This window comes from Serpentinimonas sp. SMBJO2 (assembly GCF_056341105.1).
The window spans coordinates 571997-590812 of the sequence record NZ_CP150628.1 but is presented as its reverse complement, the minus strand read 5'-3'; the positions used below and the strand labels follow the sequence as shown (position 1 = coordinate 590812).

14 protein-coding genes and 1 riboswitch are annotated in these 18816 nt (G+C 68.0%); of the genes, 5 read left to right on the top strand and 9 right to left on the bottom strand.

Annotated features, from left to right (window positions below):
• Nucleotides 1–190: 190 nt before the first annotated feature.
• Complete coding sequence (locus tag AAAZ40_RS02690) at nt 191–1612, bottom strand: ammonium transporter (RefSeq protein ID WP_476661043.1); 1422 nt, start codon at nt 1610–1612, stop codon at nt 191–193.
• A gap of 35 nt (nt 1613–1647) precedes the next feature.
• Nucleotides 1648–1986, bottom strand: a complete 339-nt coding sequence (glnK, locus tag AAAZ40_RS02685) for a P-II family nitrogen regulator (RefSeq protein WP_476661042.1) — start codon at nt 1984–1986, stop codon at nt 1648–1650.
• Between the two features lie 357 nt (nt 1987–2343).
• Here glnK and AAAZ40_RS02680 point away from each other — a divergent pair, with 357 nt between their 5' ends.
• Nucleotides 2344–3891: a YifB family Mg chelatase-like AAA ATPase gene (locus AAAZ40_RS02680; RefSeq protein WP_476661041.1), complete on the top strand. Its 1548-nt coding sequence runs from the start codon at nt 2344–2346 to the stop codon at nt 3889–3891.
• 61 nt (nt 3892–3952) lie between these two features.
• On the top strand, nt 3953–6487 hold the full coding sequence (locus AAAZ40_RS02675) for a GspE/PulE family protein (protein WP_476661040.1): 2535 nt from the start codon (nt 3953–3955) through the stop codon (nt 6485–6487).
• Nucleotides 6488–6500: 13 nt separating this feature from the next.
• Here the strand turns inward: AAAZ40_RS02675 and metH are convergent, their stop codons facing one another.
• Both metH and tyrS read right to left on the bottom strand, forming a co-directional pair.
• Nucleotides 6501–9260 (bottom strand): methionine synthase, encoded by a 2760-nt coding sequence (gene metH / locus AAAZ40_RS02670; protein ID WP_476661670.1) that lies wholly within the window; start codon nt 9258–9260, stop codon nt 6501–6503.
• A 123-nt stretch (nt 9261–9383) separates the two neighbouring features.
• Complete coding sequence (gene tyrS / locus AAAZ40_RS02665; RefSeq protein WP_476661039.1) at nt 9384–10637, bottom strand: tyrosine--tRNA ligase; 1254 nt, start codon at nt 10635–10637, stop codon at nt 9384–9386.
• A 229-nt stretch (nt 10638–10866) separates the two neighbouring features.
• Here tyrS and AAAZ40_RS02660 point away from each other — a divergent pair, with 229 nt between their 5' ends.
• The gene (locus tag AAAZ40_RS02660) at nt 10867–12237 is read left to right on the top strand and encodes a peptidoglycan DD-metalloendopeptidase family protein (protein ID WP_476661038.1); all 1371 of its coding nucleotides are present in this window, start codon (nt 10867–10869) and stop codon (nt 12235–12237) included.
• 2 nt (nt 12238–12239) lie between these two features.
• Nucleotides 12240–13370 carry an anhydro-N-acetylmuramic acid kinase gene (locus AAAZ40_RS02655; RefSeq protein WP_476661669.1) on the top strand — a complete coding sequence of 377 codons (1131 nt, stop codon included), beginning with the start codon at nt 12240–12242 and terminating at the stop codon, nt 13368–13370.
• Between the two features lie 67 nt (nt 13371–13437).
• Here AAAZ40_RS02655 and erpA read toward each other — a convergent pair whose 3' ends face one another.
• From erpA to rplM, 3 genes are all read right to left on the bottom strand, one after another.
• The gene (gene erpA, locus AAAZ40_RS02650; RefSeq protein ID WP_476661037.1) at nt 13438–13803 is read right to left on the bottom strand and encodes an iron-sulfur cluster insertion protein ErpA; all 366 of its coding nucleotides are present in this window, start codon (nt 13801–13803) and stop codon (nt 13438–13440) included.
• A 215-nt stretch (nt 13804–14018) separates the two neighbouring features.
• Nucleotides 14019–14411, bottom strand: coding sequence for a 30S ribosomal protein S9 (rpsI, locus tag AAAZ40_RS02645; protein ID WP_476661036.1), 393 nt, complete (start codon nt 14409–14411; stop codon nt 14019–14021).
• Nucleotides 14408–14854 (bottom strand): 50S ribosomal protein L13, encoded by a 447-nt coding sequence (gene rplM / locus AAAZ40_RS02640; RefSeq protein ID WP_476661035.1) that lies wholly within the window; start codon nt 14852–14854, stop codon nt 14408–14410. Before rplM ends, rpsI begins: the two co-directional genes overlap by 4 nt.
• A 251-nt stretch (nt 14855–15105) precedes the next feature.
• Here rplM and AAAZ40_RS02635 point away from each other — a divergent pair, with 251 nt between their 5' ends.
• A complete protein-coding gene (locus AAAZ40_RS02635) occupies nt 15106–16029 on the top strand; it encodes a 23S rRNA (adenine(2030)-N(6))-methyltransferase RlmJ (RefSeq protein ID WP_476661034.1) in 924 nt (307 codons plus the stop codon).
• 106 nt (nt 16030–16135) lie between these two features.
• Here AAAZ40_RS02635 and metF read toward each other — a convergent pair whose 3' ends face one another.
• Both metF and ahcY read right to left on the bottom strand, forming a co-directional pair.
• Entirely contained in the window at nt 16136–16969 is an 834-nt protein-coding gene (gene metF / locus AAAZ40_RS02630; RefSeq protein WP_476661033.1) for a methylenetetrahydrofolate reductase [NAD(P)H], read from the bottom strand.
• Nucleotides 16970–17079: 110 nt separating this feature from the next.
• Nucleotides 17080–18516 carry an adenosylhomocysteinase gene (gene ahcY / locus AAAZ40_RS02625; RefSeq protein ID WP_476661032.1) on the bottom strand — a complete coding sequence of 479 codons (1437 nt, stop codon included), beginning with the start codon at nt 18514–18516 and terminating at the stop codon, nt 17080–17082.
• A 75-nt stretch (nt 18517–18591) separates the two neighbouring features.
• A riboswitch (S-adenosyl-L-homocysteine riboswitch) is annotated at nt 18592–18700 on the bottom strand.
• Between the last annotated feature and the right edge of the window lie 116 nt (nt 18701–18816).

The following is an 18816-nucleotide window of genomic DNA, read 5'->3' as shown; positions in this document are numbered from 1 at the left end:
AAAGCAACACCGCCCGCAAGCAGCTGTTTTTGGCAAAGACCGCCATCATAGCACAGATCGGCCTTTGCTGCTGTCTTTTGTTGCTTCTGGATTGAGCCGGCTGTGACCAATGACACAAAAAGCCCGCCGCTGCAAGCCTGCAGGGCGGGCCAAGGAGACACCCCTCGCTCTCAAACTTTGAACCAGCGCATCAGCGGTTGTAGGCGCTCTCGCCGTGCGAGCTGATGTCCAGCCCTTCGCGTTCCTCTTCTTCGCTCACGCGCAGGCCCACCGCCAGGTCGGCGATCTTGAAGGCGATGAAGGCCACCACGCCGGACCAGGCCGCGGCAACGAGCATCGAAAAGGCTTGCACGGGCACTTGGCTGGCGATGGAGTAGTCCTCCGCGCCGCCGCCGCCGAGCATGGGGGCGGCAAACACGCCCACCAGCAAGCCGCCGACGATGCCGCCCACGCCGTGCAGGCCAAAGACGTCGAGCGAGTCGTCGGCACCGAGCATTTTCTTCAGGCCATTCACGCCCCACAGGCACAGGAAGCCACCGGCCAAGCCGATCACCAGCGCGCCCATCGGACCCACATAACCGCAAGCCGGGGTGATGGCCACCAAGCCCGCCACAGCGCCCGAGGCGGCACCCAGCATCGACGCCTTGCCTTTGAGCAGCGCCTCACCCACGCACCAGGCCAGCACGGCGGCGGCGGTGGCGATCAGGGTGTTGAGGAAGGCCAGTGCGGCGTTGCTGTTGGCTTCCAGAGCCGAACCGGCGTTGAAGCCAAACCAGCCCACCCACAGCAGCGCGGCTCCGACCATGGTCAGCGCCAGGCTGTGCGGGGCCATGGGTTCCTTGCCGTAGCCGATGCGCTTGCCCACCACATAGGCACCCACCAGGGCCGCCACCGCAGACGACAGGTGCACCACGGTACCGCCGGCAAAGTCCATCTTGCCCAGACCGATCAGGAAACCGCCGCCGCCCCAGACCATGTGCGCCACCGGGATGTAGCTGAAGGTGAACCACAGGGCGGTGAAGATCAGCACGGCGCTGAACTTGATGCGCTCGGCAAAGGCGCCGACGATCAGGGCGCAGGTGATGCCCGCGAAGGTGGCCTGGAAGGCGACGAAGATCAGCTCCGGTATGTAGACGCCCTCGGTGAAGGTGGCGGCGGTGGACTCCATGCTGATGCCGGCCAGGAAGGCTTTGTCGAGGTTGGCGATGATCAGCCCCTCGCCGCCAAAGGCCAGGCTGTAGCCGTACAGCGCCCACAGCACCATGACGAGCGAGAACACCACCAGCACCTGCATCTGCACCGAGAGTATGTTCTTGCTGCGCACCAGGCCGCCGTAAAACAGCGCCAGCCCGGGGATGACCATCATCACCACCAGCAACGTGGCCACCAGCATCCAGGCGATGTCGCCCTTGTCCACCGCTGAGGCGGCGGCGGGTTCGGCAGCCACGGCCAGCGCGGCGGCATCGACCGCTGGCGCCGGCGCAGCAGGTGCCGCTTCGGTGGCCGTCATTGGAGCGGCGGCGGGTGCGGCGTCGGGGGCTTGGGCCATGGCCGCCGATGCGCCCAGCAGCAGCCCCAGGCCCACACACAGACTGAATAGAAACTTTTTCATGATGGATGCTCGAAGATTGAAAAAGGGTTGATGGGTCAGAGGGCTTGCGTGCCGGTCTCGCCGGTGCGGATGCGCACCACCTGCTCCAGCGGGAAAACGAAAATCTTGCCGTCGCCGATCTTGCCGGTGCGCGCCGCGCCCTCGATGACCTCGATCACGCGCTCGACCAGTTCCTCGCCCACGGCGGCCTCGACCTTGACCTTGGGCAAAAAATCGACCACATATTCGGCGCCACGGTAGAGCTCGGTGTGCCCTTTCTGGCGCCCGAAGCCCTTGACTTCGGTGACGGTGATGCCCTGTACACCCAGACTCGAGAGCGCTTCGCGCACCTCGTCGAGCTTGAAGGGCTTGATGATCGCGGTGACCAGCTTCATGTTCAACCTTTCTGTATCTGTCGATAGGGGGCCGATCCGGCCTATGGCCCGACCAGCGGCGGGTGTGGGTGCCCAACCTGAACGCCTGGGCCATTGACACGCCCAGCATCTAGCACATAGCGTGCCAACCTGCTCGCTCCCGGCCCCAGCCGGCGCCATCACCCAGCGCGGGCGCGCCAGCAAAGGGGGTCTGACCGAGGTGAGCGCGGCCTGCACCCGGGGCCGCAGCGGCAACCGCTACACTGCGACCAGATCAGCCGCTTCCCGATGCACCAATCTGGTGCCATCTGGCGGCGCAAGCCGCAGCCTACGGGCACTTGTCCGGGTCCGGGCCATACAGCAACAGGGGAGTCGAACGTGGGTTTGTGCGTGGTTCAAAGTCGCACGCTGGTCGGGCTCGAGGCCTTGCCGGTGAGCGTGGAGGTGCATCTGGCCAACGGCCTGCCCAGCCTGACGCTGGTCGGCCTGGCCGACACCGAGGTCAAAGAGGCGCGCGAGCGGGTGCGCTCGGCCATCTTGAACGCTGGGCTGGAGTGGCCGCACAACAAGCGCATCACGGTCAACTTGGCCCCGGCCGACCTGCCCAAGGAGTCGGGGCGCTTTGACTTGCCGATCGCGTTGGGCATTTTGGCCGCCAGCGGCCAGATCGACGGCGCGGCGCTGGCCGGGCACGAATTTGCTGGCGAGCTCTCGCTCAGCGGCGCCTTGCGCCCGATCCGGGGCGCCCTGTGCATGGGGCTGTCATGCTTGCGCGCAAGCGGTGCCGGCCAAAGCGCATGCACCGCTTTGGTGCTGCCGCCGGTCAGCGCCGAAGAAGCGGCCTTGGTGCGCCAGGCGCGCGTGTACCGGGCGCGCCACCTGCTCGATGTGGTGCAGCGCTTTGCGCCGTCCGGCATGGCGCTGCCCGAACCGGCGCACCCCGACGGCTGGGTGCAGTTGCAGGGCCAGGCTGCGGTGCAGGGGCAGGATTTGCCCGATCTGGCCGATGTCAAGGGCCAAGCCGGCGCGCGGCGGGCACTGGAAATCGCTGCCGCGGGCGCGCACAGCCTGCTGATGAGCGGCCCGCCGGGCTCGGGCAAGTCGATGCTGGCGCAGCGCCTGCCCGGCATCTTGCCCGCGCTGGACGACCAGCAGGCGCTGGAGGCGGCGGCGGTGGCGTCGCTGGCGGGGCGCTTCCGGCCCGAGCACTGGGGCCAGCGGCCTTTCAGCGCGCCGCACCACAGCGCCAGTGCGACCGCGCTGGTGGGCGGCGGCAACCCGCCCCGGCCGGGCGAGATTTCGCTGGCGCACCATGGCGTGCTGTTCCTCGATGAGCTGCCCGAATTCCCCCGCGCCGCCCTCGAGGCCCTGCGCGAGCCGCTCGAGAGCGGGCAGATCCGCATCTCGCGCGCGGCGCGCCAGACCGATTTTCCAGCCCGCTTCCAGCTCGTGGCCGCCATGAACCCCTGCCCCTGCGGCTATCTGGGCGCCAGCCACAGGGCCTGCCGCTGCACGCCAGAGCAGGTGCAGCGCTACCAAGGCAAGCTCAGCGGCCCGTTGCTGGACCGCATCGACCTGCACGTCGAAGTGCCGCTGCTGCCACCCGGGCAGTTGCTCGACGGCGCAGCGGCGGAGAGCAGCGCAGCGGTGCGCGCGCGCGTGGCCCAGGCGCGCCAGCGGGCGCTGCAGCGCCAGGGCCACGCCAACCACACCCTGCACGGCCCAGCGCTGCAACGCCATGCGGCGCTCGAACCCGCGGCCGCACAGCTGCTGCAGCAAGCGGCCACCCGGCTCGGTTGGTCGGGGCGCGCCACCCACCGCGCGGTGCGCGTGGCACGCACCATCGCCGACCTGGCCGCCAGCGAGCGCATCCAAAGCGCGCATCTGGCCGAAGCAATGCAGTACCGGCAGCCCGTAGCGCTGTGAAGTTGCCGCATAATCTCGCACAAATGATGCCAGTCGCGAGATCAAACCCCCACTCCAGACCATGAACTTTGCCGCCACCGCCCTACCCGAGCCCCTGGCGGTGACGCGGCCAGGCTCCATGTCGTTGCACTGGCCCACCCCGCCCTACGCCAGCTACGGCACACCCGAAAGCGGCGCCGACGGCCCGGCTGCTGCCGGCCTGGACTGCCTGGTCGAGGGCAGCAACGGCCAAGTGCGTCCTTGCCGGCTGCTGGGGCTGGATCTGCCGGCCGGTTTGGCCCATATCCAGGTGCCCCCCTCGCGCGCCGTCATGCCATTGCGCTTCGATATGTTCAGGCGCATCAGCCTGACGCAGCCGCTGGCGCCGCTGGCGCCCAGCCCAGACCGTGCCAGCCCCGAGGCCGGCCGCCACGCCAGCAGCGCCGACGAGCTGCTGCGCCACCGCCCGCGCTTGCCCTACCGCCTCGAGTTCAGCGACGGCTCGGTGCAGACGGGGCTGACGATTGGACACCTCGAGTCCGCCGTGGGGGTGTTTCTGTTCGTGCCGCTGGACGAACACGACCGGGTGCAACGGGTTTTCTTGCCGGCCCACGTGCTGCGCCGCGTGCAGGTTGGGGAGAGCATCGGCCAGGTGTTGGTCGAGCAACACGCCGTCACCACCGAGCAAGTGGAGCAGGCGGCGCGCACCCAGGAGCAGCTGCGCCAGCGCAAACTGGGCGACTACCTGGTGCTCAAGGAGGTGGTCAAGCCCGAGCAGTTGCTGCAGGCACTCGAAGAGCAGTCGCGCATGCCCATGGTGCGCATCGGCGAGGCCCTGACCGCGCTCGGGCTCATCACCCCAGAGCAGCTGCATGAGGCGCTGGAGCGCCAGAAATCCGAACGCAGCGTGCCGCTGGGCGAACTGCTGGTGCAAAGCGGTCAGCTGACGCGCGACGACCTGCGCATCGCGCTGGCGCGCAAGATGGGTTACCCGGTGGTCGATCTGGCCCAGTTTCCGATCGATCCCGAGGCCTTGCGCCGGGTGCCGATCGCGCTGGCGCGCAAGCACCGCATCGTGCCGCTGCTGTGGCGCAACGGCACCGTGGTGGTGGCCGCCGAAGACCCGTCGCGGCGCGGCATGCTCGAAGAGCTGGATTTCGTGCTGCAGGCCAAGGTGGTGGCCACGCTCACCAGCGCCGCGCTCGGGGCGCAGAGCGTCAACGAGGCCTATGCCCGCTTCGGCCTCGACGACGCCCAGGCGGCGCTGGCTGCCGGTGGCGATATGACCGCCACCAGCTCCGACAAGCTGCTCGAATCGCTCGAGCAGGAAGCCAGCGACGACGACCCCAGGGTCGGCGCCATCGAGCAGTCCGACAACTCGCTCGTCAAGCTCATCAACAGCCTGATCATCGAGGCCCATGGCCAAGGGGCCTCCGACATCCACATCGAGACCTTTGCCAGCAAGCGCAAGGTGCGCATCCGGCTGCGCAAGGACGGCCGCCTGACCCCCTTCATGGAGCTGCCACCGGGCTACCGCAACGCCATCGTCGGCCGCATCAAGGTGATGTGCGACCTCGACATTTCCGAACGCCGCAAACCGCAGGACGGCAAGATCGACTTTGCCAAGTTCTCGCCCGCGCACAAGCTCGAGCTGCGCGTGGCCACCATCCCCACCAGCAACGGCGCCGAAGACGTGGTGCTGCGCCTGCTCTCATCGGCCAAGCCGCTGCCGCTGGATCAGCTCGGCCTGAGCCCCGCCAACCTGCACCAACTGCAAACCGCGGTGGCGCGCCCGCACGGCATGTTGCTGTGCGTGGGCCCCACGGGCTCGGGCAAGACCACCACGCTGCACTCGGTGCTGCAGCACATCAACACGCCCGACCGCAAGATCTGGACCGCCGAAGACCCGATCGAGATCAGCAACCCCGAGCTGCGCCAGGTGCAGGTCAACCCCAAGATCGACTGGACTTTTGCCAAGGCGCTGCGGGCCTTTTTGCGCGCCGACCCCGACATCATCATGGTGGGCGAGATTCGCGACCACGAAACCGCCCAGATGGCGATCGAGGCCTCGCTCACCGGCCACCTGGTGCTCTCGACGCTGCACACCAACAGCGCGCCCGAAACCGTGGTGCGGCTGCTCGACATGGGAATGGACCCGTTCAACTTCGCCGATTCGCTCGCTGCCGTGCTGGCGCAGCGCCTGGTGCGGCGCTGGTGCAAGGGCTGCGTGCGCAGCGCTGCGGCCGATGAAGCCTGGGTCAACGAGCTGCTGGACGACTACCTGCACGTGCTGCCCGAGAACCTGCGCCCCGACAAGGCCGAGCTGCGTGCGCAGTGGCTGCGCGATTACGGCGTCGACGGCCGCTTGCTCCAGCACCACGCCCCCGGCTGCCCGGCCTGCGACCAGACCGGCTACAAGGGCCGCCTGGGGGTACACGAGCTGCTGCTCATCGATGGCCCCTTGCGCCGCCTGATCCAGCACAAGGCCCCCTCCGAGGCGCTGCTGGAGGCGGCCCAGATCGGTGGCGGGCTGCGCACCCTGCGCCAGGACGGCATCCTCAAGGTGCTGCAGGGGCTGACTGGCATCGACGAGGTGCGCGCCCACTGCGCCCTCTAAGGCGCATGCAGCCTTACAGGCCCAGATTGGGCGCCAGCCAGCGCGCCAGCTCGTCTGCGCTCATGTGGCGCCGGCGCGCCTGATCGGCCAGTTGGTCGCGCCCGATGGGGCCGACGTTGAAGTAACGGCTTTCGGGGTGCGCGAGGTAAAAACCGCAGACGCTGGCGGCGGGCGTCATGGCCAGGCTTTCGGTCAGCCCCATGCCGATGTCGGCGCTGCCCAGCAGCGCCAGCAGCTCGCGCTTGACGGTGTGGTCGGGGCAGGCCGGGTAGCCCGGCGCCGGGCGGATGCCCTGGTACTGCTCGGCGATGAGCTGCTGCGGGCTCAGATTTTCCTGCGCGGCGTAGCCCCACAGTTCGGTGCGCACGCGCCAGTGCAGGTATTCGGCCGCGGCTTCGGCCAAACGGTCGGCCAGCGCCTTGAGCAGGATCGCCTGGTAGTCGTCGTGCGCGGCCTCGAAGGCGGCGGCGCGCGCCTCGGCCCCGATGCCCGCCGTGACGGCAAAGGCACCGACGTAATCGGCCACGCCGCTGCCCTGCGGCGCCACGAAGTCGGCCAGGCAGCGGTTGGGGCGCGGCACGCCATCGACCACCGGTTTCTCGCTCTGCTGGCGCAAGCCGTGCCAGACCAGCACCGGGCTCTGGCGCGCTTCGTCGGCGTAGAGGGCGATGTCGTCGTCGTGCAGCGCCTGCGCCGGGTACAGGCCCAGCACCGCGTGGGCCACCAGCCAGCGCCCATCGACGATTTTTTTCAGCATCGCTTGCGCGTCGGCATAGACCTTGCGCGCCTGTGCGCCCACCAGCTCGTCGTCGAGGATGGCGGGGTAGGGGCCGGCCAGGTCCCAGGTCTGGAAGTAGGGGCCCCAGTCGATGTGGCGCGCCAGCTCGGCCAGATCGAGGTTTTTGAACACGCGCCGGCCGATGAACTTGGGCCGCGCCGGGGTGTAGGCGGCCCAGTCGATCCGGGCCTTGTTGGCGCGCGCCTGCGCCAGCGACACCAGCGGGGTTTTCTTTTTGTTGGCGTGCTGCTGGCGCACGCGCTCGTAGTCCTGTTGCAGCTCGGTCACGAAGGCGGCGCGCCCCTGCCCCAACAGGCTTTGCGCCACGCCCACGCCGCGCGAGGCGTCGGGCACATAGACCACCGGGCCGCGGTAATGCGGTGCGATCTTCACCGCCGTGTGCACGCGGCTGGTGGTGGCGCCGCCGATCATCAGCGCCACGCCGTGGGCGCCGAAGTAGGCGTCCTTTTCCATCTCGGCGGCCACCACTTGCATCTCTTCGAGGCTGGGGGTGATCAGGCCCGACAGACCGACGATTTCGGCCCCCACCTCCTTGGCCTTGGCCAGAATCTGGTGGCAGGGCACCATCACGCCCATGTTCACGACCTCGAAGTTGTTGCACTGCAGCACCACGGTCACGATGTTCTTGCCGATGTCGTGCACGTCGCCCTTGACGGTGGCGATGACGATCTTGCCCTGGCTGCGCGTGGCCGTGCCGGCGGCCTCGAACTGGCGTTTTTCTTCCTCGATGTAGGGCAGCAGGTGCGCCACCGCCTGCTTCATGACGCGCGCGCTTTTCACCACCTGCGGCAGGAACATCTTGCCGGCGCCGAACAGGTCGCCGACCACGTTCATGCCGTCCATCAGCGGGCCTTCGATCAGGTGCAGCGGCCGCGCACCCTCGGCCCGCATCTGCTGCCACAGGGCTTCGGTGTCGGCCTCGATGTGCTCGTTGTTGCCATGCACCAGCGCGTGCGTCAGGCGCTCGCGCAGCGGCAGCGCGCGCCAAGCGTTTTTGGCGCTGTCGTCGCGCGCCGCGCCGCGCACGCTGTCGGCAATCTCGAGCAGGCGCTCGGTGGCGTCGGGGCGGCGGTTCAGCACCACGTCTTCGACGCGCTCGCGCAAAGACGGCTCGAGCTCGTCGTACACGCCGACCATGCCGGCGTTGACGATGCCCATGTCCATGCCGGCCTGGATGGCGTGGTACAAAAACACGGTGTGGATGGCCTCGCGCACCGGGTCGTTGCCACGAAAGCTGAAGCTCACGTTGCTCACGCCGCCCGAGACCTTGGCCCCCGGCAGGTTGCGCTTGATCCAGCGCGTGGCCTCGATGAAGTCGACGGCGTAGTTATTGTGTTCCTCGATGCCGGTGGCAATGGCGAAGATGTTGGGGTCAAAAACGATGTCTTCGGGCGGAAAGCCCACTTCATCGACCAGGATGCGGTAGGCGCGCGCGCAGATCTCGGTCTTGCGCGCAAAGGTGTCGGCCTGGCCCTGCTCGTCGAAGGCCATGACCACGGTGGCGGCGCCGTAGCGCCGGATCAGCCGCGCCTGGCGCTTGAACTCGGCCTCGCCCTCCTTGAGGCTGATCGAGTTCACCAGCCCCTTGCCCTGCACGCACTTGAGCCCGGCCTCGATCACCTCCCACTTGGAGGAGTCGATCATCACCGGCACGCGCGCAATGTCGGGCTCGCTCGCCATCAGGTTCAGAAAGCGCACCATCGCCGCCTGGCTGTCGAGCATGGCTTCGTCCATGTTGACGTCGATGATCTGCGCCCCGTTTTCCACCTGCTGGCGCGCCACCGCGAGCGCGTCCTCGAAGCGCCCCTCCAGAATCATGCGCGCAAAGGCCTTGGAGCCGGTGACGTTGGTGCGCTCGCCGATGTTGACGAACAGCGTGTCGGCGTCGATGCGCAGCAGCTCCAGGCCCGAGAGCAGCATGGGCGGCGGCGCGCTCGCGCGCTCAGGCGACGCGGCGCCGGACAGGTTGGCCACGGTGCGTGGGGAGGCAAGGGTGGGGTGGTTCACGAAGGGGCGGCTGGTGGTGGGTGGGTAGCTTGAGGTCGGATGGGTGGGCCGCGCTGTGCCAGTTTGGCAGCCAAGGCGGCATGTCTGGGGCTAGCTGAGGCGCACGCGCGCAAACTTGCGCTTGCCCACTTGCAGCACGTAGGTGCCCGCAGCGAGCTTGAGGCCCTTGTCGCTCACCGGGCTGGCGTCGATGCGCACGCCGCCGCCGTCGATGAGGCGGTTCGCCTCGCTGCTCGACGGCGCCAGCCCGGCTGCCTTGAGCAGCGCCGCCACGCCGAGCGGGGCACCGCTGAGCGCGAGTTCGGGCATGGCATCGGGCACGCCGCCGCGCGCGCGCAGCATGAAGTCGTGCTCGGCCGCCTGCGCCGCCGCCGCGTTGTGAAAGCGCGTGGTGATTTCGGTGGCCAGCAGCACCTTGGCCTCTTTCGGGTTGCGGCCTGCGGCCACTTCGCGCTGCAGGGCCGCGATCTCGGCCTCGCTGCGCAGCGACAGCAGCGTGTACCAGCGCCACATGAGCGTGTCGCTGATCGACATCACCTTGGCGTACATGGTGTTGGCCGCTTCGCTGATGCCGATGGTGTTGCCCTTGGACTTGCTCATCTTCTCGACGCCATCCAAGCCTTCGAGCAGCGGCATGGTCAGGATGCACTGCGGCTCCTGCCCATACTCCTGCTGCAAATGGCGCCCCATGAGCAGGTTGAACTTCTGGTCGGTGCCGCCGAGCTCCAGGTCGGCCTTGAGCGCGACCGAGTCGTAGCCTTGCATGAGCGGGTACAGGAACTCGTGTACGCTGATTGGGCTGCCGCCCTGAAAGCGTTCGTGAAAGTCGTTGCGCTCCATCATGCGCGCCACCGTGTACTTGGCCGCCAGCCCAATCAGGCCGCGCGCGCCGAGCGCGTCGCTCCACTCGGAGTTGTAGCGCACCTCGGTGCGCGCCGGGTCCAGCACCAAGCTGGCCTGCTGGTAGTAGGTCTGGGCGTTGGCCTGTATCTGCTCGGGCGTGAGCGGCGGGCGCGTGCTGTTGCGCCCCGAGGGGTCGCCGATCAGGCTGGTGAAGTCGCCGATCAGAAAAATCACCGTGTGCCCCAGGTCCTGCAACTGGCGCAGCTTGTTGAGCACCACCGTGTGGCCAAGGTGGATGTCGGGCGCGGTCGGGTCCAGCCCGAGCTTGATGCGCAGCGGCTGGCCGCTGGCCTGGCTGCGCTGCAGTTTTTGCACCCAGTCGGCCTCGGGGAGGAGCTCCTCGCAGCCGCGCCGCGTCACCGCCAGCGCGTGTTGCACGGCGGCGTTCAGCGGGGCAGTGGGGGGCGCAGCAGCGTTGGGTTGGGCAGTGCTTGGACTCATTCGGGTTTTTACAGGTGGCTGCGCGCGGTCGGCGCGTTATACTGGGCGTCTATTCGTGGCCGGATTTTAGTCGGCGCGCCGCCTGTCGGGCTTATCGGCAGCTCAGCGGTGCGCGGTGGCTTATCATCCGCCCTGCAGCTGCGCCCAGCTCTCGGCGCCCTGCCCCCTTTTACTCGCCGCCCTGCGTGCGCCGCAAAGCGCAGCAGGCAGGCCTTGATGTTGACCTTGAATGAACGAACTGGCCCAGCACATCAGGCACACATTGGTCAAGTACCCCAAGCATTTCATCGCCGGATTGGGGGCTGTTTTGCTCGGTACCGGCGTCACCGCCTTTGGCGTCGCCCCCCTCGAGGCCGAAATCGCCAACCTGCCGGTGCAGCAAATCGTCGAGCCGGTGCCGCACGCAGCGCTGCAGCCCCTTGCCCCAGCCACAACCGTCGGCGCCAGCGCCGCCCCGGCCGAGCTGCAGGCCCCGGTGCCCTTCGTGCTGTTTCGCACCGACTTCACGCGCCGCGACGACACCGTGCAGAGCCTGCTGCAGCGCCTGGGGGTCAACGACAGCGCCGCCCACCAGTTCGTGCGCAGCCACCCCGATGCGGCCGCGCTCCTGCGCGGCCCGGCGGGCAAGCTGGTGCGCGCCGAGACCGACGACGAGCAGCGCCTGCTGCGTCTGAGCGTGCGCTGGTTGCCCAGCAACGATGCCCACCGTTACCAGCGCTTGCTGATCGAGCGCAGCGGCAGCGGCTTCGTGGCCCGCCTCGATCAAGTCGAAGCGCAGCGCTCGGTGCGGGTGGCCAGTGGCACGATTCGCAGCACCTTGTTTGCCGCCACCGAAGCGGCCGACTTGCCCGACCGGGTGGCTTCGCAACTGGCCGACATCTTCACCGGCCAGATCGATTTCCGCCGCGACCTGCAACGCGGCGACTCGTTCCGCGTGGTCTATGAGGCCATCGAGTCCGAGGGCGAGCTGCTGCGCTATGGCCGCCTGCTCAGCGCCGAGTTCGTCAACAAGGGCCGCGCGCACCAGGTGCTGTGGTTCGAGGCCGAGGGCCAGCCTGGGGCTTACTTCACTTTTGCCGGCGACAGCACGCGCCGCGCCTTCCTGGCCTCGCCGCTCGAGTTCTCGCGCATCAGCAGCGGCTTTGGCTTGCGCTTTCACCCCGTCACCGGGTTGCGCCGCCCGCATTTGGGGGTCGATTTTCCGGCACCCATCGGCACCCCGGTGCGCAGCGTGGGCGATGGCGTGGTCAAGTTTGCCGGCAGCCAGCGCGGTTTTGGCAACGTCGTCTTCATCCAGCACCGCAACCACATCGTCACCGTCTATGCCCACTTGCACCGCATCGACGTGCGCCAAGGCCAGAGCGTGGCGCAAGGCCAATACATCGGCCAGGTGGGTTGCACGGGGGTCTGCACCGGCCCACACGTGCACTTCGAATACCGCCTGAACGGCATCCACCGCGACCCGATGCTGCTGGTGGCCGAAGGCGGCGGCAGCGAACCGCTCACCGCCGCCTTGCGCCCGGCGTTTGAGCAGGCCGCTGCCCAGATGAAGCAAAAGCTGGCCGCCGCCGCCACCCTGATGCAAGCCAGCGCCCAATAACCCTGAGCCCTCCCGCCTACACCATCGGCCTGATGTCGGGCACCTCACTCGACGGCGTCGATGGGGTGCTGCTCGAATGCGCTGCCGACGGCGCTTTCAGGGTGCATGCCGCCGCCAGCGCCGCGCTGCCCGATGCGCTGCGCCAAGCCTTGTTGAGCCTGAATCAAAGCGGCCCAGACGAGCTGCACCGCGCTGCCGTGGCCGCCAGCCTGCTGGCCGAGCGCTATGCCGAGGTAGTGGCGCAGCTGCTCCAGCGCAGCGGCCTGGCCGCGGCGCAGATCCGCGCCATCGGCGCGCATGGGCAAACGGTGCGCCACCGACCGCCCAGCGATGGCGAGCCCTGGCCCTACACCTTGCAGATCAACCAGCCCGCGCTGCTGGCCGAACGCACCGGCATTGCCGTGGTGGCCGATTTTCGCAGCCGCGACCTCGCCGCCGGCGGCCAAGGGGCGCCCTTGGTGCCGGCCTTTCATCAGCGCCTGTTCGGGCGTGCGGGGCAATCGGTGCTGGTGCTCAACCTGGGCGGCATGGCCAATATCACGGCGCTGCCGGCCAGCGGCGCCGTGTACGGCCTCGACACCGGGCCCGGCAATGTGCTGCTCGACCTCTGGTGCCAGCGCCACACCGGCGCCTGGTTCGACCGCGATGGCGCCTGGGCTGCCAGCGGCCGCGAGCAACCCGAGCTGCTGGCGCACCTGCTGGCCGAGCCCTATTTTCGGCAACGCGGCTGCAAAAGCACCGGGCGCGACCTGTTCCATGCCGGCTGGCTGGACGAGCGCCTGCGCGGCTTTGCCGGGCTGCCCCCAGCCGACGTGCAAGCCACCCTGGCACGCCTGACCGCGCGCAGCGTGGCCCTGGCGGTGCAAGGCATCGATTGGGGCGGCGCGGGGCCGCAGCAGGTCTGGGTGTGTGGCGGCGGCAGCCGCAACGCGCAGTTGATGCGCCTGCTGGCCGCAGAACTGGCACCAGCCCAAGTGCAGGCCAGCGACGCAGCCGGTTGGCCGGCGCAGTGGGTCGAGGCTGCGGCCTTTGCCTGGCTGGCGCTGCAAACCCTGGCAGGCTTACCCGGCAACCTGCCCAGCGTCACCGGCGCCCGCGGAGCGCGGGTGCTGGGGGCGATTTACCCAGCCTGAGGGGGTAAGGCAGGGCGCGCCCGCGCGAGCCTGCCGCCTCTCGAGTGGCAGACCTGGGCGCCCACAATCAGGTACTGAAGCTCGAGCCGCAGCCGCAGGTGGTGCTGGCATTGGGGTTCTTGATCACGAACTGCGCCCCTTGCAGGTCTTCCTTGTAGTCGATCTCGGCCCCGACCAGGTACTGGTAGCTCATGGCGTCGATCAGCAGGCTGACGCCGTTCTTGCTCATGGTGGTGTCGTCTTCGTTGACCACTTCGTCAAACGTGAAGCCATACTGGAAGCCCGAGCAGCCGCCGCCTTGCACGAACACGCGCAGCTTCAGGTCGGGGTTGCCCTCTTCGGCGATCAGATCGGCCACCTTGGCCGCCGCGCTGTCGGTGAACACGAAGGGGGCGGGCATTTCGGTGGCGGGGTGTTCTGCGACTGCGCTCATGGTGCGGTGTTCCGATAAGTAAACCAGTGCGGCAATACTAAAGCAAAAAACTCAGGATAGGGCCCAGACTGGCGATTGCCTGCGCTGCGGCTGGGGTTTTGCGCAGCTCGCAGCGCCCACCCACAGCCCCCCATCCAGCGGCCGCAGGCAGACACCCGCCCTGCGGCTCGTGACCAGAGGGCGGTGGTGCAAAGGCCCAAAGCCCTTGCAGCGGTTCAACGCTTGGAGAACTGCTTGCGCCGGCGTGCCGAACGCAGACCGACCTTTTTGCGCTCCACTTCGCGCGCGTCGCGCGTCACGTAGCCGGCCGCGCTCAGGGCGGGCTTGAGGGCGGCGTCGTAGTCGATCAGGGCGCGCGTGATGCCGTGGCGCACCGCGCCAGCCTGGCCCGATTCGCCGCCGCCATGCACGTTGACCTGGATGTCGAAGGTCTGCTCGTGGCCGGTGAGCAACAGCGGCTGCCTGGCGATCATGATCGAGGTCTGGCGGCCAAAGAAGTTTTCGATGTCCTTGCCGTTGACCGTGATCTGGCCCGTGCCTTTTTTGAGGAACACGCGGGCGACGCTGGATTTGCGCCGGCCGGTGCCATTGTTCCATTCGCCGATCATGTGCGCTCCTCGAGGATGGCCAGGACTTTGGGTTGCTGGGCGCTGTGGGGGTGCTCGGCACCGCCATAGACCTTGAGCTTCTTGATCATGGCATAGCCCAGCGGACTCTTGGGCAACATGCCCTTGACCGCCTTTTCCAGCGCCCGGCCGGGGTGCTTGGCCTGCATGTCGCGGAAACTGGTGCCGTAGATGCCGCCCGGAAAGCCCGAATGGCGGTAGTAGATCTTGTCCTGGGCCTTGTTGCCCGTGACTTTGAGTTTGGCGGCGTTGACGACGACGATGAAATCGCCCGTGTCCACGTGAGGGGTGTAAATGGCCTTGTGTTTGCCGCGCAACCGGAGTGCCACTTCGCTGGCGACACGTCCGAGCACCTTATCGGTGGCGTCAATCACAAACCACTCGTGCACCACCTCGGCCGGTTTGGCGCTGAAGGTTTTGGTCATGAGTTTGCTCTGAATAAAGCGGGTTTGGCAGGCGTCTTTTCCACGGTCGGTGCGACTCTGGCGGCCGCCTCTTAGGTGGGTTTGCGCAGCGTCAGCCCCACCCGAAAAGGGCAAAAGCCTCGGCCACGCCTTCGCCGCGGACACCCAAAGCGCTGCGAAGCCTGCCATTCTAACGCCAAACACACCACCCAGGCAAGCAAAATTCAAGGCCGCTGCGGTTTGCGCGCATGGCTGTGGTTTACCATGCGCCCATGTTCAGTTATCGCCACGCCTTTCATGCCGGCAACCATGCCGATGTGCTCAAACACCTGACGCTGGTGGCCTGCCTGCAGTACCTGGCCCAAAAAGACGTGGGCCTGCTGCTGGCCGACACCCATGCGGGCGCGGGCATTTACCGGCTCGACCAGGAGCTGGCGCGCACCTCGGGCGAATCCGGGCGCGGCATCGTGCGCGTGGCCGCTGCGGCGGCGCAGGCTCGGGCGCAGGGCCAGCCGCTGCCGGCGGCGGTGCAGGCCTACCTCGAGCTGGTGCAGACCTACAACCTGGGCAGCGACAGCCTGCGCCACTATCCCGGCTCGCCCTGGATCTGCCAGACGCTGCTGCGCCCCCAAGACCAGCTCAAGCTGTTCGAGGTGCACCCGACCGACGCGCGCCTGCTCGAACGCCACGTCGCCGACCTCGGGCGCGGCAAGCAGATCGAGCTGCGCCGCAGCGACGGCTTTGCCGGCCTGCGCGCGCTGCTGCCACCGCCCACGCGGCGCGCGCTGGTGCTGATCGACCCAAGCTACGAGCTCAAGACCGACTACGCCGCCGTGCTCGACTGCCTCGAAGACGCGCTCGAGCGCTTCCCCACCGGTTGCTACGCGGTCTGGTACCCGGTGATCGCGCGGCCCGAGTCGCACGCGCTGGCGCGCAAGCTCAAGGCGTTGAGCACGCGGGTGCAACGGCCCTGGGCACAAGCGCTGCTCGATGTCGGGCAGGCCCCCACCAGCGGCCGCAGCGCCGAGGTGGCGCGTGGCCAGGCGCGCACGCCCCTGCACGCCAGCGCCATGCACCTCATCAACCCGCCCTACGCCTTGGCCGAGCAGTGGCGCGCGGCGCTGCCGTGGCTCAGCACCGCCCTCGAGGAAGGCCCAGGGGCACGGTGGCAGGTCGAGCACACCCCATCGGCCTGATGACCCCGACGCCAACCACACGCGCCAACGCTGCGCAGCCCGGTACGGGCCGCTGAGCTGCGAGCGCCGCGTGGGCGCCCGAGGTTGCGCCCCCCACTGCACTGCACTAGAGCCGCAGCCGCTCGCACAGCGCCAGCGTGGGCGCGCTCTGGTTCATGGTGTAGAAATGCAGCCCCGGCACCCCGGCCAGCTGCAGCCGCTCGCACAGGTTGCCCACCACCTCGCGCCCAAAGGCCTGGATGCTGGCCACGTCGTCGCCATAGCCCAGCAGGCGCAAGCGAATCCAGCGCGGCACCTCGGCTCCGCAGGCGTCGGAAAAGCGCAGCAGCTGGCTCGAGTTGGTGATGGGCATGATGCCGGGCACGATCGGGATCTCGATGCCCAGCGCGTGCGCTTCATCGACGAAGCGGAAATAGGCGTCGGTATTGAAAAAATACTGCGTGATGGCGCTGTCGGCACCGGCGCGCACCTTGGCCAGCAGCGCCTGCAGATCGGCCTGCGGCGAGCGCGCTTGCGGATGCACCTCGGGGTAGGCCGCGACCTCGATCTGAAAGGTGCTGCCAAACTCGGCCCGGATAAAGGCCACCAGGTCGCTGGCGTACTGGAACTCGCCCCCCAGGCCGTAGCCGCTGGGCAAGTCGCCGCGCAAGGCCACCAAGCGCCGCACCCCCATGCCCTGCAACTGGCGCAACTGCTCGCGCACCCCGGCGCGGGTGGCGCCGATGCACGAGAAATGGGCCGCCGCCGGCACGCCCTCGGCCAGAATCTCGGCCACGGTGGCAAAGGTGCCCTCTTGGGTCGAGCCCCCGGCGCCGTAGGTGACCGAGCAAAACTCGGGCCGCTGGGCGTAGAGCTGCTGGCGCACGGCGCGCAGCTTGACCGCGCCCTCGGGCGTTTTGGGCGGAAAAAATTCAAAACTGATGGGCAAGGCCTGGGCCATGATCGTGCTCCGTGGGGCCGGGCCGCCACGCCGCAGCGGCCCGATGCAAAGCCGGCGCGGGCGCCGCCCCCTGTTTGGGCAGCCAGGCGCAGCGCCAGCCTGAGAGGGGCTCAGTAGCGGTAGCTGTCGGGCTTGTACGGGCCTTGCTTGGGCACGCCGATGTAGGCCGCTTGCTCGTCCGACAGCTCGGTGAGCATGGCGCCGACTTTCTTCAGGTGCAGGCGCGCCACTTTTTCGTCCAGGTGCTTGGGCAGCACATAGACCTTGCCGGCGTCGTAGCCGTCGGGGTGGCCGTAGAGCTCGATCTGGGCGATGGTCTGGTTGGCAAAGCTCGAGGACATGACGAAGCTCGGGTGCCCGGTGCCGCAGCCCAGGTTCACCAACCGGCCCTTGGCCAGCAGGATGATGCGCCGCCCCGAGGGGAAGATGACGTGATCGACCTGCGGTTTCACCTCTTCCCACTGGCAGCGGGCCTCGAGCTCGGTGACCTCGATCTCGTTGTCGAAGTGGCCGATGTTGCACACGATCGCCTGGTCTTTCATGCGCGCCATGTGCTCGTAGGTGATCACGCCCTTGTTGCCGGTGGCGGTGACGAAAATATCGGCGTGCTCGGCGGCGTAGTCCATGGTCACCACGCGGTAGCCTTCCATGGCGGCTTGCAGGGCATTGATGGGGTCGATCTCGGTCACCCACACCTGGGCCGAGAGCGCGCGCAGCGCCTGCGCCGAGCCCTTGCCGACGTCGCCATAGCCCGCCACCACGGCCACCTTGCCCGCGATCATGACGTCGGTGGCGCGCTTGATGCCATCGACCAGCGACTCGCGGCAGCCGTACAGGTTGTCGAACTTGCTCTTGGTGACCGAGTCGTTGACGTTGATGGCGCGAAACAGCAGCGTGCCCTTGGCCGACATTTCTTTCAGGCGGTGTACGCCGGTGGTGGTCTCTTCGGTCACGCCGATGATCTGCGCGCCCTTGCGGCTGTACCAGGTGGCGTCGGTGGCCAGCTTGGCACGGATGGCGGCATACAGAATGCGCTCCTCGTCGCTGCCGGGGTTGGCCAGCACCTCGGGGTGGCGCTCGGCCTGTTTGCCCAGGTGCATGAGCAGCGTGGCGTCGCCGCCGTCGTCGAGGATCATGTTCGGGCCTTCGCCCTCGGCGCCCGCTGGGCCAAAGTCAAAGATGCGGTGCGTGTAGTCCCAGTACTGCTCCAGCGTCTCGCCCTTGAAGGCAAACACTGGCGTGCCGCTGGCGGCAATGGCGGCGGCGGCGTGGTCCTGGGTGCTGAAGATGTTGCACGAAGCCCAGCGCACCTGCGCGCCCAGCGCCTGCAGGGTCTCGATCAGCACGGCGGTCTGGATCGTCATGTGCAGGCTGCCGGTGATGCGCGCGCCCTTGAGCGGCTGGCGCGCGGCGTATTCTTCGCGGATCGCCATCAGGCCGGGCATTTCGGTTTCGGCGATGCGGATTTCTTTGCGCCCCCATTCGGCCAGGCCGATGTCGGCGATCACGCAATCGGCGAGGAGGGGGGATTTCAAGGCAGCATTCATGGGCTAGGCTCCGGCACAACAGGGTTGGGTTCAGACCACCGCTCGCGGCTGCCATGCAGCGCTCACCGCACGAGGAGTGGGTGAGCGTCGTTGCGGGTGGGCCAGCAGCAGCGGGTGCTGCGGCCGGTTTCGAGCCTCACACCGCCGCCGCTTGGGGCTCGGTGCTGCAACGCTCCTCGAAACACGCGCGGATTATAGGCCAAACAGATGAGGCAGGCCCAGATGGGGCCGGCCCGGACGGCGGGGCACGCAGGCGCTTCCCTATAATGCCGGCACATACTTTTCGCTACGCACAGAGCA